We start from the raw sequence: 13,743 nt of genomic DNA on the forward strand, positions 1-13,743 counted from the left end.
AACGCTCCGTATCGCCGAACAATGAGTTCGACCGATCTTGTGGCTCGTATCACCTCGAGAGACTGGCGAAATTAGATTGCACATATCACAACGTTCTTCACGGAAGTACGACCTGAGTTTGTTCTGGAATTTGCACAACGCCACGCCATTCCCATTCAAGATTTGGCGGCCTCCCATGAAGCGATGAAGTCAACAACCGGCGAAAGTAGCCCAGCATTGGAGAGTGCACTTGAGCGCATGGCGTAAACTCCTCGGTCGGACGCTCGACGGACTCTCGGATCTCACACGGCAGGAACAGCCGGTCCGATCCTGGGTGGCCGAACAGCCCTGATGATATACACCAACCATCGACTGAGCCGGGACATCGATGCGTTCATCGACGGCCCACAATATCTTGCCTCGCTGTCGCCAGACACCACAGACGTGTGGAATTGACCGATTGGGACAAGGCTGCGCACTATCCCAAACTCAGACTCCCGAGGGAGAGATCGATTTCATCGTCATCGGGACTCTCTCGGAACTTGACCGGTCGAAAAAGAAATCGACCTGACGTCAATTCGAGCGGCATGGAAGCCGACGATTATGATCGAGCCGCCGGCCCAGATCGTGCTCAAGAAGTGTACGGCCGAAAGGACCGGATCAATTAGCTGGCGAAGCAGTGCTCTCGCGCGCGCTGGAGGTGACCTGCGGCAGGGCAAGCGTGAAGGCATCGACCAGCCGGCGCCGCCATGGCTGCGTCATCATCGAGAGCTTGCCTTCGAGCAACGCCGCCTTTTCGCGGGCTCCCATGGTCTCAGTGGTTGCTTTAAGCAGCTCGGCCAGCAGCTTGTTGGTGCGCTCGCATTCTCGCTCGAAATCGCCGCGGTAGCCGCTGGCAATCACCTTCATTTCCGTGAGCTCAGCCTGCAGGGTCTCGATCTGCTGCTTGAGGGCGGTGACCAGCTGCTGACCGGTCTGCGCCTGCGGCGGACGGGATATGGGGGAATGGTTGATTTCGGTGAGATCGACTTGGACGAGCGCCTTCCCATCATTGGCGCGGGTACGAGGCCAGCGATGTCGCTTCACCAGGGCACGCGCGGCCTCCGGAGAAACCTTGAGCCTTTCGCCCAACTCGGCATACGACAACATCTCGACGGGCATAACATCCGCTCCGTTTGGCCGGGAGGTCACCCCCGGACATGGCAGATCGTAACGATCCATAGTTAACCGGGGGTTTATTGCGGGGGCAGAGCTGGATGGTCGCGCGCAACAACGAAAGGCGCCTGTTGCGCCCTTCTGCATTCTTCGTTGGCTTTAAAGGTTTGATGGTCCGAGCGAGAGGATTTGAACTCCGACCCCTAGTCTCCCAGACAGCGGCACAATCCCGTAGGCAGTTAGCTACACTTGGCTATCCTCCTGGTTTGGATGCGAAATTTAACCTCTTCGCTACTTCGTGTTTGCTTCAGCATGCTCTGATTGGCCCCACGGTGCTTCCCCCGTGCTTGGCGGTGCCAAAATGAGCGGTCAAACCATCACAAAGAGCCTGGTCGACAGCCTGGAAAAACGCGCGTCCGAATACACGGTTTGGACGCCAAGCCGCCCGGCTTGGGGTGCGGATCCGCCCGACCGGGACCAAGTCCTTCCTCGCCTATCGAGCTGGAACCGGGTGAACAGCGCCAGTTCGGCGCTACACCGTGGCGGCCGTTGGTAAGATGGCGCCGGAGGCAGCTCGGACCCAAGCCAAGATCCTCCTAGGCACGATAGCGAACGGCGCCGACCCGGCTATGGAGAAGCGAGCGAGCCGGCCCAAGCCGGATCAGCTGACTTTCGATGCCTTCGCCGACAAATACATAGATGAATATGCGAAGGGCCCACGCGGTGAGGAAGCACCTCGCAAAAAGTCCTGGAAAAATGACGTTGGGTATTTGAAACGCTGCCGAGAGCAATGGGGCCGCCTGCTGGCAGCATCCATTACCGACGACGACGTGGCCGACCTCCTCGACACAATCGCCCGTATGGGTTTTTCCCGCTTCAACCGCTGTACGACAAAGTAATACGCGTCATTTCGTCTTCGCGTTAGCCGAGCGCGAACAAACCATCGTTTGTAAGCGCTTAGCCGGAACCCTATTGAGGCTGGCTTGACGTTTTGCGGAATCGCCACGGCATGAGGTCTTCGATCCTGCTATGGGGATGGCCGTCGATGATCGCCTCGAGTGTTTCGGCGATGTAGGCAGCCGGGTTGACGTCGTTGAGCTTGCAGGTGGCGACGATCGACGCGAGCAAGGCCCAGTTTTCTGCCCCGATTTCATGACCGGCGAAGAGCGCATTTTTCCTGGTCAGGCAAACTGGCCGGATGGCGTTCTCGACCGGGTTGGTGTCGAGCTCGAGGCGCCCGTCTTCGAGGAAGCGGGTCAGCCCCTGCCAGTGATTGAGTGCATAGCGGATGTCTTGATGTCTTCGGCCAGTGTCGAGCCGCTGGAGATCATCGACAGCTGCTTCTCGAACCACATTTTCAAAGCGGCGACGAGAGCCAACGAATGCTCCTTGCGCGCGGCCAGCCGGATGTCCGGCGATGCACCGCGCACCATGGCTTCGATGGCGTAAAGCTGTGCGATGTGCCGAACGGCGGCCTTGGCGATATCGGCGATTTGCTGTTGCGGGCCAATTTGACGAAGCGCCGGCGCAAATGGCTCCAGCAATGCACGAGCCTCCAAGGCCCTTGCAGTCGAGCGACTTTGGTCAGCTGATCATAACCGTCATAGGCATCGCATTGCAGTCAGCGTCCGCCAAAGCCGTCCAGGAACTGTCAGCGAAGGCACCGCTGCGACTGGGGGCATATCGGAACAGCACGATCGGCGGACTTGGGCCGCTGTGGCCGCGGTCATCGGACACGATCGCCCAGAAGTAGCCTTTTCTTCGTTTGGCCGCGCCCCGGATCGAGTACCGGCGCCGTGGTTTCGTCCATGAACAGACGATCCGCCATGGCCAGGTGGCGGCGCATGTGGTCCACGATGGGTTGAAGATGGAAGCAGGCGCGACCGGACCAGTTGCCCAGTGTCGCCCGATCGAGCCGGATGCCCTGGCGCGCATAGATCTCGGACTGGCGGTAAAACGGCGTATGGTCGCCAAACTTGGAGACGATCACGTGCGCAATGGCCGCTTCGGTCGGCAGCCCGCTGGGTACGACGTGCTCCGGCGCGTGCGCCTGCACGACAGGGTCGGAGCAGCGGCGGCAGATGTATTTCGGGCGGCGTGTGACCAGCACGCGCCATTGTGCCGGGATCACGTCAAGGCGCTTGCTGACGTCCTCGCCGATCTTCGTCATGGCGCCGCAACCGCACGGGCAGAGCGTGCTCGCAGGCTCGATGATCCGCTCCACCCGCAGCAAATGGGCAGGCAAGCAGCCGCGATTGCGATGAGAGCTTTGACCCGTCGCGTTTCGCGATCGGCCCTGGATGACCTTCTCGGCTCTCTCCTGCGCGGCATCCAGGATGCCTTGCGCGATCTCCACGTCTTCGAGCGGCAAATGATACTGATCTGGTCGCAGCTTCTCGGACTTCGCGCCACCTGTCGCGTCGCAATTCACCGAGAATGACCTCCAGGCGGCGTCGGGCTTCCTCCGACGCCTCCAGCGCCCCCTGATGCTCGCTCAAGGCCGCCTGCGTTTGCGCCAAAAGCGCCTTCAGGCGTTCGTTTTCGTCGCGCAGCGCCGCGATGCTCATGCGCTATTTCGAGCATATCGCCGCCGCGCGTGCCACGTTCAAAATAGCTTCCGAGTCATTCTGCCGCAGTTATCCCGCCGCCTGCGGGCGCCGTGCTTCTTCTGGACGGACCAACCTCCAATCCAGCCCCTCGAACAAGGCCGCGAACATCGCCGGCGACATCCGCATCACGCCGTCCGCTATCGTTGGCCAAACGAACTTGCAACCTTCGAGACGCTTGTGCACCAACACCAGGCCCGTTCGATCCCAGACCAAAATCTTGATCCGGTCCGCTCGTTTCGATCGGAACACGAAGGCTGCGCCGCTGAACGGATCGAGACGAAGCATCTCCTGCACCTTCGCCGCAAGCCCATCATGGCCACAGCGGCAGTCCATCGGCCGCATTGCAACGGAAATCTTCAGATCAGCACCGGCCGCAATCATCGTGATGCTCGCAGCGCGCGGATCACCCGGGACGGCTGCTCGGCATCAATGGCCGTATCCGTCCGCAGGACGACATCGCCGATCGCGATCTCAAGCTTGATCGCCGGAACCTGACGCTCCTCCAACGCATCTTCCACGATCAGCGGCGCGAAATGTCGGCTGCGACGCCTCGCACGGCGGCAACATGCCTCGCTGTCGAAACCGCCGTCGCCAATCGTAGATCTGCCAGCGCGTCGCTCCGTGCTTGCGCGCCACCTCGGACACTTGGGCACCGGGTAACAAACTCTCGGCGACGATCCGAGCTCTCTCAGCTTCCGAACGTACGCGGCGCCCCGATGGTCCTTCAAGAACTTCAAGCCGGCTCACCGACCCCGCCGATGAGCCGCCCAAATGGACGTCCTTTTTGCTGTCCAATCCCATTCCAAACCTCCGTCCAAGCCGGAGGCTTCTTTGCACAGCTATACCGATCCCGAAGCAAGAGTTCCGGCTAAGCGCTTACCATCGTTTTCGGAAACGCAAAACACATGTACCCCGCAGATCCATACCGCTTTACGCGGATTAGTCCCCACCTCAGAGTTGAAGAAATTCCTTGGGTACGAGCACCTGAGTCGACAAAATCAACAAAATCGATGATCCCGCGTAAAAGCGCTGACCGATCCTACCGGCATCAGAACGGCGGCGGGCTACGCGATCCAGCAAGCCGATGGTCACCAGCTCGAAGCATCTCGACGTTCCGTTAAAAGAGATCGATAGTGGTTGGAATAAAAACGGCCGCCTGAGGGCGGCCTTTTGTTTGCAGCGACGTTTTTTGAGCAGTCTCGGGAGACCAAGCACCAAGCCAATGAGAAATGGCGCGAGAGACGGGACTCGAACCCGCGGCCTCCGCCGTGACAGGGCGGACAAAGCTCAACTAAATCAACAAGCGAACACACTTTCGAGCTTTAGTATAAGTCAAAAAGGCGAAAGGTATTTCACCGCTAAAGGGACTGAATAATTTCTTCGATTGGCAAGTAAAGCGTTTGGTTCCCCAGCAGAAAGGACTTGAAACCGTATCGCGCGTAGAACGGAATGGCCTCCTGATCGACTGCATGGACAACGACAGCCCGAGCGCCCACCAACTCCGACGCTCGCGTAATCCGCAAAAGCGCGTCTTGAAGAAGAGCACGCCCAAGACCTTGTCCCTGATATTCCTTGTCAATGGCAAGCCGACCAATGACCACAATTGGGGTGGGGCTGGGCATGTTATGCCGCAACTTCCTAGGTGCCCCTTCGTGAACAACAGCTCCGGCGGCGAGGCAATAAAAGCCGATTACGTGCTGGCGTCGCAAAACGACATAGCAGCGCGCTGAACGGGCCTCAGCCTTGAGTGCCGTATGCTTCAACCAATCGTTGAGGGGAACTTTCCCACAGTCGAAGCGGGAAACGTCATGTGAAGGAAGAAGAGGCGCTGGTGCCAGGATTGGTCCCAGCGCCTCTTCGTACGGCTTTATTTCTGCCATGGCGACTTACTCGCGAGCAGCTGTTTGAGACGGGCATTTGGCTGCACAGGTTCGTCCAATACACGCAGAAACTCTTCATACTGGGCGGTTTCGAGAGAAAACAGCGTTTGGTCCAGAAGGACGTCGACGGCGTGTTTTCTAGCGCTCTCCAGGATGAAATCGGTCCTAGTCTTCCCAACCACAGCCGCGGCGCTATCGATCAGATCCCGCAGCTTGGTGGGTAGGCGAACATTGATGACGGCATCGCGCTTTGTCTCCCTTGGCGTCTCCATAACGGCGGCAGACATTGTAACCTCCTATGACCGAGACTCTTTCTTTCTCTTTTATTAGCAAACGTATAACGCTGTATTGACAACGTCAACACAATTCTGTATATACGTTGGACGTACAGGTTAATCGGTACGCAGTATTTTCGTTCCTAAGAAAAGGCCGCCGGAACTGGAACTTCCGACGGCCCGAAACCGCCCCGTGGGTCGAGAGCCGACGTGGGACAGGCGCTTTTCAGCGAACCAAAATGAGCGGTTCGTCGCCCGCGGTCAACACCGGCTCTCACAATGAGGAGGGCCAGTCATGGCTAAAATTTACAAACCTGGTGAAGAAGCCCCCCGCTCGGGACAGTACGAGCAAGTCGGCCCGCGCGGCGGCGGGACCGGCGAAGAACGAACTGTCACGCGGGGTGAACCGCTCCCCCCTACTCCGAAGCCTGGTATGGGCTACACGCTGGTAGACCCCACCAAGCACAAAAACGGACGTTGAGCGAAGACTACTCCCGTTGCTGCTCGAGGCAGCAACGGGAACTCAACAGGAGAAAGGCGATGGCTGATTTTATACACACTAGAGAGCTCCTGCACGCCGGCGACGTGGTTGTGGTTCAGTGCAGTCACCAATGCAACGTACGACTGACAGACGACTCCAATTTTCAAGCTTTCCGCTCTGGGCGCCAACATCGGGCATACGGCGGATTTTTTCGCGCGTTGCCTGCCCGAGTCGCCGTACCCCATGATGGGTATTGGAACGTAACGATCGATCTTGCGGGCGGCCAAGCAAATATTCGCTACAGCATCAGCTACCTCAAGGCTGCCTAGCGGGCCTTGAGGCTCTCCATCACCAAGCGACCGCCGAGGCTCACAAGAAGGCAAGCCATGACCGAAGAAGAAATGCTGAAGCGAGACATCGAAACACTTAAAGCGAGCATGCGCCTTGAGTATGCCGAGAAGGCCAACCAGATCCTGACACCCGACGAATTGAAGGCTTTCCGCGGGCGCATCCATCTTCTCCAAGCCGACCTTGATCTTCTACGAACCCGTCTAGATGGGTTGAAATCGGAGGAGTAGTGTTCACCATGGCTAACAACATCAATTGCCCAGTTTGTGAGGCGGAGGCCGAGGATATTACCGTTGAAACCTTTGACGGAAAGACGGTCCGATGCCGCTCGTCTGGTGACTACGACATTTCAGGAACAGTCTTCGATCCTGATCTTTTGAAGAGATTGGATCGCGACGCTCGATATTCGGCACTCCAACGCGCAAAGAGCGCCGCGTCGGAGGGAAACCGGCCGATGATCCTCAGTTTTAATCTTTAGTCGCTCGTGCCACCGTGGCATCACGGCTCTTGATTACCTTTTAATGACCCGCCGATGCTGTGCTGTAGGGCTTGTTCAAGAAATAGCTCCGATTGCCTAAGGCAGCTTCCGCGTACTGATCGATCGCGACAGTGATCGCCTGGACGTGCTGATAACAATGGCCCTCGCGCGCGGCCTGTTGACGCAATTCGGCGAGCGCGTCGATCCACGGCGAGTTGTCGGCCTTGTCGTCGTACCATTTCAGCCGCTCGCCCATCACCAACTCCGGCCACCTAGCACGCGTCCTTTCGTCGGACCAGCCGGTCTCGCTCCGCGCACAGCCCTTCGATCTTTGCCAGCATCCTCGTTAGCAGCAGCTCAGCCGATGCCGTCGAGACGTTGGCCCGCTGAAGCTGCAGGATCTCGTTACGCTGTCTTCCGACCATGATCTCGCCGGCAGGCTGCGCTGCCGGACCAACCCCACAACCCGCCGGTCGGCCACGCGTGTGCGCAGCCTGTCCATGAGATGGTGATGGTTGATGTTGCACCGGGGTGGCCCGCGGAGTTGTAGTGATGGTGAAGGACCCTGACGACCTCTCCCTTGTCGCGGTGATCGAAATCGACGAGTCGGCCGCAATCATAGTTGAGCAGATCGATGACGAGATCACTCTCTCTATCGCTAGCGTTGTGGGCGTTCATTTTCAGGTGACGGCCGAACAGGCGCTCAAACTCTCCGAGGCCCTGGTTATTGCCGCTGAGAATGCGGCAAAATCCCGTGCATCAACCTGGGCGTAGTTCGCGCAACAAAAAAGGCGCGGAGTGATCCGCGCCCGATGTTACTTTTCAATGCTGCGTCGCGATTAAAGCTACAGAGCGTCGATCATTCTCGCCGGATAATGTGTAGGCGATCGGGAATGTCGTCCGCATCCCCTTCCGCTTTGATTATGTGGACATGCTCGGCCGGGACGTCTCGCTCATCAAGTGGCTCGATCTTGGCCGGTTCAAAATCCTGCATCCACTCTTCGTAGGATTGCCCCACGTCTGACTTGCGCCGTTCCTCCGATTTTTCCCAGCAGTCGCCGCAGGTCTTTTGCTCAACGGCATCAAAGATAACGTTGTGCTCTTCCGCCGTGCCGTTATAGCAACCTAGAGCTTGTAGCATTCGGTGCGATCGCTTGGGGGAAAAATGCCTTGCGTTGCATTTCGAGTGCCTGGCCAACGGTGTAAGCGCTTTCGCGAGCGGCTTGGATTTGGCGAGATAGGCCGGATCGATTTCAGTTTGCATTAGCGCAATACCTCTGATCGGTTGATTACGGGGCGTCCCACGTAGAGCAAAAAAAATAGGAATGCGATAGGAAGAATACGATGCAATAAAAAGGCCGCGCAGGGGTGCGCCGCGCGGCCATTTCGCGTCTTGCAAGAGCGCAATCAGTGAAACTGCGCCACATGATCCTCATAGTGCGCGAGCGCCACTGCGCTCCGGATGTGATTCGGCCAGATGTCGCCTGCCTCACCTAGTGCGATTTTGACCTCGTTACTGGTCACCATGCCGCACGCCGGGCATGGCGCCAGGCGTGCCAGGCGATCCGCCAGCGGCACCAGGCGATCCTTTGCCAGCGGACCGAGAACGGCCGTGATCTGATCGGCATTGCCGGCGCCCGCGACGGGCAGCAGGCGTTCAATGATTTCGCGATAGATGGTCGTCGGCAGATACAATTCAGTCATTAATCAGCCCCGTGATGGTGACGCACGACGCTGTGAACGAGTCATTTGGAAAGGGCTTGCAAGGGGGACAAATCGGGGAAACATCAAAAGTAAGTCGCTAATGAATCCCCTGGCTTGAGCGGCCTAGCAACAATTTATTTACTGGTAAGTTGTGACTGACTGCTGACGGGGCGCACCATGCGGATTTTCTTTTTGCTGTCCTCCCTAGCGATGCTGATTCTTGCGGTCCCAGCGACCGGAACCACCATTGACTACCGGAAGCGCCCAGAGTTCCAAAGATTCACTCGTCAAATTATTGAAATGCATGGTGTCAATTGTCCGGTCCCACTTACAAACACACAGATGGGCGAGGACGCGCGCCGGAGGATCGAGAAGATCGATTGTCAGTCGGCGGACGGCTCGACGAAATGGAGCCTGCGCATTATCAATCCGCCGAATGGCGAGTCTCGTTTCGAACCCTGGTGAGGGCCCTCCCGTCAAAGCCTCTAGGAAGCCGCTGGTGAGTCGCGATAGCTGGCCGGTGTATGGACAGCGGCCAGGATGATTTAACGCATGGCTGACTCGCGCTGCGAATCCTGTACGATTGAACTCCGAGCCTTTCCGCAAGGCTCTGCAAGAGCTCTGTCCTTCCCGCCCCTGGTTCGGCGAGAACGATGATGACCTGGTGCTGAGCGAGCAGATCAACTTCGGAAATGACCGCGGTTTCGAGATGAAGAGTGCGGGGTATGTAGTCGGGCCTCATTACAATTACTTACACGAAACACCACCCGGCGAGCATCGTCCTTTGACCGAGGTGCTCGTGCCTGCCACGGGCCGGTGAAACTCGGCTGGCGGGTTGTTGCTTCCGCAACGGCACCGCGGCGGATCGCTCGCGAATCTTGCCTTTCTCCTTTAATCGAGACCTTGCGGCGAGAATAGCGGGCAGATGCAGGGCGGCGAGCAAACATGATCGCGCCTGCGCCAATCAGAGCTTCCCGATCAGACGACCCGGTATGAGCTAGCGAAGACGTCCGTATCCTGATTGTTGCCGTGCTTGTAGGTAAACCCGAGTGGGATGTTTCCAGACGGAACAAGCTCGTAGGTGAGATCCGACTGGAATCAAGACAGGCCGCGACCGGTGTAGCTTCCGTCGCCCAAGCGCAGCTCAAGTTCGCTCGGAATGGATTGCTTTCCTTCTTGCCGGGCCCGGGCAGAAGTCGCAGGACCACCTGCGATCCAATTTGCAGTGCCTCGGTCGAGCTATTAAAGGCAAGGAACTCGCCCGTGCCCGTCAAAGCCGCGATCAATTGCTGCTCCAGCGCGTTTCCTGCTGACGAGGGCGAGCGCGACGGTGGAAAGAGCAGACCGAAAGCGGGCGGGAGCTCGCTGTTGCTAAAGCTCTTTTGCGTGAAGGGATGTCACTGAGCCGACGGCGCGTTTGTCGTAGAGGTCCTTCAATTGCTGGGCGTCGTAGCCGAGCTCCTTCAAGATTTCTTCCGTCTGTGCCCCGAGCGGCTGCGGCGGCAAACGTATTTCCGGTACCTCGCCGTCATAACACACGGGATGGCTGACGAGGGTAATCGGCGCCCCCGTCGCCCCTTTCACAACCTGGAAGCTCTTGTTGTGAATCACCTGCGGATCGACGACGACGTCGGAATAGTCGTTGATGCGGGCGTGCCAGATTCCGCCAGCCTCAAGCAGCGCAAGGCACTCCGATGTCGTGCGTTTGGCGATGTTGGCCGCAATTGCTGCCGATGTGATCGCGCCGCCGATAAGCTTCGGTGTCGGGAACGCGCTGATCGGCGGGAATTGAAAGCGCATCTGCCAGCACGTCGAGCGATCCGAGCGAGATCGCGATGTGCCCGTCACCCGTAGCATAGATGCCGTACGGTGCGCCATAATACCATCCTGCGATCGGACCCGGCTGGCGCACGTCGTTGGGTCTTTGCCCGTTGAGATAGCAGGTGAACGACTCCATTTGGAGGTCGAGCGCTGCAGACAGTAGGCTGACATCGACCCGACACCCCTGCCCCGTGCGCGCTTTTCTTACCAATGCGGCTAGGATGCCAGCCGCAAAGAGAGCGGCGCCGTGATGATCAACTGCCGAAACACCCACCGCTCGGGGGCCGTGATCGCGGCTTCCCGTGATGGTAGCAAGCCCCGCCAACGCTTGAACCAAGAGGTCCTGGCCGGGTCGATTCACGTACGGGCCGTCCGGGCCATATCCGGACGCTGCGGCATAGATGATGTCGGATTTAATATTCCTGGCGTCCTCATATCCAAGCCCAAGCTTGTCGAGCACGCCAGGGCGGAAGTTCTCGCTGATGACGTCCGATGTTGCGATCAGTTTCTTCGCAACCAGAACCGCGTCCGGCTTCTTGAGATCGAGCGTCAGGCTCCGCTTGTTGCGATTGCCGGTCAGAAGCAGCATGGATTGACCATCTACCTGCTTGTCTGCCCCACCCCATTTCCGCTGGAAGGCGCCGTCTGGCGGCTCCACAGCGATCACGTCCGCGCCGAGGTCGGCGAGAAATTGCACACCCATAGGCCCCATCAGGAAGTGATTGAAGCTCAGGACCCGAACGCCCTTGAGAAGATCGACCATAACTGTTCTTGCTGGGTCCCTTTAATTATCTCGCGTCAATGTCGGCAACATTCCGCCATCTTCGCTTTTCTGAAATCGTTTTCAGGTTAGTCGCCCCGATCGGGGGCGTCAAGCTAGTTAAGCGCTGCACATTCAGAGCATGGCCGCCGGCGCGCTCTGCTTGATGTGGCTTGGACGCTCAAATAATGTTCAATGAGAACCACGGATCTCCTGCACACTAGCTTGAGATTAGCAATCCTCCAGGTGGTTCACCTCCAACGGATGTTAACAGCCCGTTATGGGCCAATCCGAGCAGATCAGATGGACAAAAAATCGATCGCCGATCCCAAAGGCCGGTCGCAGCCCAGGGTGAAGATCGAGGACGTCGCGAGAAAGGCAAACGTGTCGCCGGCGACGGTGTCGCGGGTTCTAAATCATCCAGAAATTGTCAGGCCCGAACTGCGCGACAAAGTGATGCGCTACATCGCCAATCTCTCCTATACGCCGGACAGTGCGGCCCGGGCACTAAAATCGGGACGCATGCGGACGATCGGCGCGATTGTTCCGACGCTAGGCCTTGGAATCTTTGCCGAAGGCGTGGAGGCCCTGCAGAACCGCCTAAGCGAAAGCGGCTACACATTATTCATCGCCAATTCGCAGTATGATCAACGCCGCGAGTTGCAGGAGATGCAGAGCCTCATCGAGCGCGGCATCGACGGCATTGTGCTCGTGGGGGGCTCGCATGGTCGCGAATTGAGAACTTTGGTAGAGCAAACTGGTGTTCCCGTCATTACGACTTACGTTTCTAAGGCGGGCGGCGGCATTCCCGCCATTGGCATCGACAACGAACGTGCCACTCGCGAAATGACTGAATTTCTTCTGAGCCTGGGACACGTTCGTTTCGGTGCAATTGCCAACATTCCGCCGTCGAATGACCGTTCGCGCGCGCGACTCGATGGCATTCAGCGCGCTCTCGCTGAAGCCGGTATCCAGCTCCAGCCGACTCAAGTCATCAGGGCCGACTACTCGCTCGCGCAAGGACAAAGCGCGCTTCGCCAACTGCTCACTGACCATCCCGACACGACCGCCGTGATCTGCACGACCGACACGCTGGCCATCGGCGCGATGTCGGAAGCCCGCAACATGGGTTTGAGCGTGCCGCAGGCGCTTTCAATTACCGGCTTTGACGACGTGGAACTGTCCGCCCAGGTGGATCCGCCGCTTACGACAATTAGGATTCCCGCCGCGGAAATCGGCCGCGGCGCAGCCGACTATCTAATTAATGCGATCGCGGGAAGGCCCGTCCCCAAGAGCATCCTGTTGCCCTACCGGCTGGTGATGCGGTCGTCCACCGCGCCACCACGGATAGCCGACCGCCTGCCGAGGCGGCCACGATGAAGCCTCGCAAGCTAGCTGGCATGCAGGACGGCATTCGCGAAAACGATTTGTGTAAATCCGCTGATCCGCAACTTGCAAAGGTGCTACCCTTGAACGCCAAGCCTGACCTCATTCTTTGGACCTCACCCCTGCCGCATGTGGTGCTCTTGACATTGAATAGGGCATCCAAACGAAACGCCCTGAGCAATGATCTGATCGCGGAACTCGGGGCCGCCCTTCGCAAGGCCGCGCTGGATGATGACGTCCGCTGCGTCCTTCTTCGTGGCAGCGATACGTTCTTTTCCGCCGGCGCCGATATCAAGGAAATGCAGCAACGAGGGTTCGAAGCCGTCGACAATTCCGCACGACGTTCTGCCTGGCGGGATATCGCCAATTTCCCCAAACCACTTATTGCCGCAATTGAGGGGATTTGCTTTGGCGGTGGTCACGAGCTCGCGCTCCTGGCCGACATCGTAATCGCCGGTGAAGGCGCAACCTTCGGGCAGCCGGAGATTAATATTGGGATATTGCCGGGCGACGGAGCAACCCAGCGGTTGACCCGCGTGGCCGGCAAGTCGCTCGCGATGCTCATGATCCTGACCGGAGAACCGATCTCTGCGCGCGCAGCCCATCAAGCTGGGCTTGTTGCCGAGGTCACGGCAGACGGCAAGGCACAGAGTCGCGCTCTCGAAGTTGCCGAAGTTATCGCGCACAAGCCGCCGCGTTCCACGGAACTGGCTAAAGCGGCTGTACTCGCCGCCTACCAAACCACGCTTGATGCCGGTCTCGAATTTGAACGACAAGCCATCAGGCACGCATTTACGACGTCCGACCAGCAAGAGGGAATGAACGCCTTTTTTGAGAAGCGGTCGCCTAGCTATCGGGGGACTTAGA

At 58.4% G+C, this 13,743-nt stretch carries 20 protein-coding genes and 1 pseudogene; 9 read left to right on the forward strand and 12 right to left on the reverse strand.

The genetic code is table 11. The annotated features are described in order from the left end of the window. Nucleotides 1–639 precede the first annotated feature (639 nt). Nucleotides 640–1,140: a hypothetical protein gene (locus RX331_RS26750; RefSeq protein ID WP_317252633.1), complete on the reverse strand. Its 501-nt coding sequence runs from the start codon at nt 1,138–1,140 to the stop codon at nt 640–642. A 533-nt stretch (nt 1,141–1,673) separates the two neighbouring features. Between RX331_RS26750 and RX331_RS26755 the strand changes: the two genes are divergently transcribed. Beyond that, complete coding sequence (locus tag RX331_RS26755) at nt 1,674–2,033, forward strand: hypothetical protein (protein ID WP_317252634.1); 360 nt, start codon at nt 1,674–1,676, stop codon at nt 2,031–2,033. 70 nt (nt 2,034–2,103) lie between these two features. Here the strand turns inward: RX331_RS26755 and tnpC are convergent. The 6 genes and pseudogenes from tnpC to RX331_RS26785 form a co-directional block, all read right to left on the reverse strand. After that, nucleotides 2,104–3,701 (reverse strand): annotated as a pseudogene (tnpC, locus tag RX331_RS26760) (IS66 family transposase). 69 nt (nt 3,702–3,770) lie between these two features. Further along, nucleotides 3,771–4,124, reverse strand: coding sequence for an IS66 family insertion sequence element accessory protein TnpB (tnpB, locus tag RX331_RS26765; RefSeq protein ID WP_317252635.1), 354 nt, complete (start codon nt 4,122–4,124; stop codon nt 3,771–3,773). Then, complete coding sequence (locus tag RX331_RS26770; protein ID WP_317258380.1) at nt 4,121–4,249, reverse strand: hypothetical protein; 129 nt, start codon at nt 4,247–4,249, stop codon at nt 4,121–4,123. Before RX331_RS26770 ends, tnpB begins: the two co-directional genes overlap by 4 nt. After that, entirely contained in the window at nt 4,215–4,544 is a 330-nt protein-coding gene (locus RX331_RS26775; RefSeq protein ID WP_317252636.1) for a transposase, read from the reverse strand. The genes RX331_RS26770 and RX331_RS26775 overlap by 35 nt, the downstream gene beginning before the upstream one ends. A 557-nt stretch (nt 4,545–5,101) precedes the next feature. Further along, nucleotides 5,102–5,623 (reverse strand): GNAT family N-acetyltransferase, encoded by a 522-nt coding sequence (locus RX331_RS26780; RefSeq protein ID WP_317252637.1) that lies wholly within the window; start codon nt 5,621–5,623, stop codon nt 5,102–5,104. Then, nucleotides 5,611–5,910, reverse strand: a complete 300-nt coding sequence (locus RX331_RS26785) for a DUF1778 domain-containing protein (RefSeq protein ID WP_317252638.1) — start codon at nt 5,908–5,910, stop codon at nt 5,611–5,613. The genes RX331_RS26780 and RX331_RS26785 overlap by 13 nt, the downstream gene beginning before the upstream one ends. Before the next feature lie 283 nt (nt 5,911–6,193). Here RX331_RS26785 and RX331_RS26790 point away from each other — a divergent pair, with 283 nt between their 5' ends. Genes RX331_RS26790 through RX331_RS26805 form a run of 4 tightly spaced genes read left to right on the forward strand, consistent with a single transcriptional unit; the run spans nt 6,194 to nt 7,205 of the window. After that, complete coding sequence (locus RX331_RS26790) at nt 6,194–6,379, forward strand: YjzC family protein (RefSeq protein WP_317252639.1); 186 nt, start codon at nt 6,194–6,196, stop codon at nt 6,377–6,379. Nucleotides 6,380–6,438: 59 nt separating this feature from the next. Next, the gene (locus RX331_RS26795) at nt 6,439–6,708 is read left to right on the forward strand and encodes a DUF1883 domain-containing protein (RefSeq protein WP_317252640.1); all 270 of its coding nucleotides are present in this window, start codon (nt 6,439–6,441) and stop codon (nt 6,706–6,708) included. Nucleotides 6,709–6,765: 57 nt separating this feature from the next. Then, the gene (locus RX331_RS26800; RefSeq protein ID WP_317252641.1) at nt 6,766–6,957 is read left to right on the forward strand and encodes a hypothetical protein; all 192 of its coding nucleotides are present in this window, start codon (nt 6,766–6,768) and stop codon (nt 6,955–6,957) included. An 8-nt stretch (nt 6,958–6,965) separates the two neighbouring features. Continuing rightward, a complete protein-coding gene (locus RX331_RS26805) occupies nt 6,966–7,205 on the forward strand; it encodes a hypothetical protein (RefSeq protein ID WP_317252642.1) in 240 nt (79 codons plus the stop codon). A gap of 40 nt (nt 7,206–7,245) precedes the next feature. Here the strand turns inward: RX331_RS26805 and RX331_RS26810 are convergent, their stop codons facing one another. After that, a complete protein-coding gene (locus RX331_RS26810) occupies nt 7,246–7,461 on the reverse strand; it encodes a hypothetical protein (protein WP_317252643.1) in 216 nt (71 codons plus the stop codon). A gap of 296 nt (nt 7,462–7,757) precedes the next feature. Here RX331_RS26810 and RX331_RS26815 point away from each other — a divergent pair, with 296 nt between their 5' ends. After that, nucleotides 7,758–7,979: a hypothetical protein gene (locus tag RX331_RS26815; RefSeq protein ID WP_317252644.1), complete on the forward strand. Its 222-nt coding sequence runs from the start codon at nt 7,758–7,760 to the stop codon at nt 7,977–7,979. 85 nt (nt 7,980–8,064) lie between these two features. Here the strand turns inward: RX331_RS26815 and RX331_RS26820 are convergent, their stop codons facing one another. Continuing rightward, complete coding sequence (locus tag RX331_RS26820; protein ID WP_317252645.1) at nt 8,065–8,604, reverse strand: hypothetical protein; 540 nt, start codon at nt 8,602–8,604, stop codon at nt 8,065–8,067. 8 nt (nt 8,605–8,612) lie between these two features. After that, nucleotides 8,613–8,909, reverse strand: coding sequence for a hypothetical protein (locus RX331_RS26825; RefSeq protein WP_317252646.1), 297 nt, complete (start codon nt 8,907–8,909; stop codon nt 8,613–8,615). Between the two features lie 177 nt (nt 8,910–9,086). On the opposite strand from RX331_RS26825, the gene RX331_RS26830 reads away from it, so the two are divergent. Beyond that, nucleotides 9,087–9,374 (forward strand): hypothetical protein, encoded by a 288-nt coding sequence (locus tag RX331_RS26830; RefSeq protein WP_317252647.1) that lies wholly within the window; start codon nt 9,087–9,089, stop codon nt 9,372–9,374. A 906-nt stretch (nt 9,375–10,280) separates the two neighbouring features. Here RX331_RS26830 and RX331_RS26835 read toward each other — a convergent pair. Next, nucleotides 10,281–10,688, reverse strand: coding sequence for a CoA transferase (locus RX331_RS26835; RefSeq protein ID WP_317258252.1), 408 nt, complete (start codon nt 10,686–10,688; stop codon nt 10,281–10,283). Further along, the gene (locus tag RX331_RS26840; protein WP_317252648.1) at nt 10,582–11,493 is read right to left on the reverse strand and encodes a CoA transferase; all 912 of its coding nucleotides are present in this window, start codon (nt 11,491–11,493) and stop codon (nt 10,582–10,584) included. The genes RX331_RS26835 and RX331_RS26840 overlap by 107 nt, the downstream gene beginning before the upstream one ends. 300 nt (nt 11,494–11,793) lie before the next feature. Here RX331_RS26840 and RX331_RS26845 point away from each other — a divergent pair, with 300 nt between their 5' ends. After that, nucleotides 11,794–12,870: a LacI family DNA-binding transcriptional regulator gene (locus RX331_RS26845; RefSeq protein ID WP_317252649.1), complete on the forward strand. Its 1,077-nt coding sequence runs from the start codon at nt 11,794–11,796 to the stop codon at nt 12,868–12,870. Beyond that, a complete protein-coding gene (locus RX331_RS26850) occupies nt 12,867–13,742 on the forward strand; it encodes an enoyl-CoA hydratase-related protein (protein ID WP_317252650.1) in 876 nt (291 codons plus the stop codon). Before RX331_RS26845 ends, RX331_RS26850 begins: the two co-directional genes overlap by 4 nt. The last annotated feature ends 1 nt before the right edge of the window (nt 13,743 follow it).

Source organism: Bradyrhizobium sp. BWA-3-5 (genome assembly GCF_032917985.1).
Classification (GTDB): domain Bacteria; phylum Pseudomonadota; class Alphaproteobacteria; order Rhizobiales; family Xanthobacteraceae; genus Bradyrhizobium.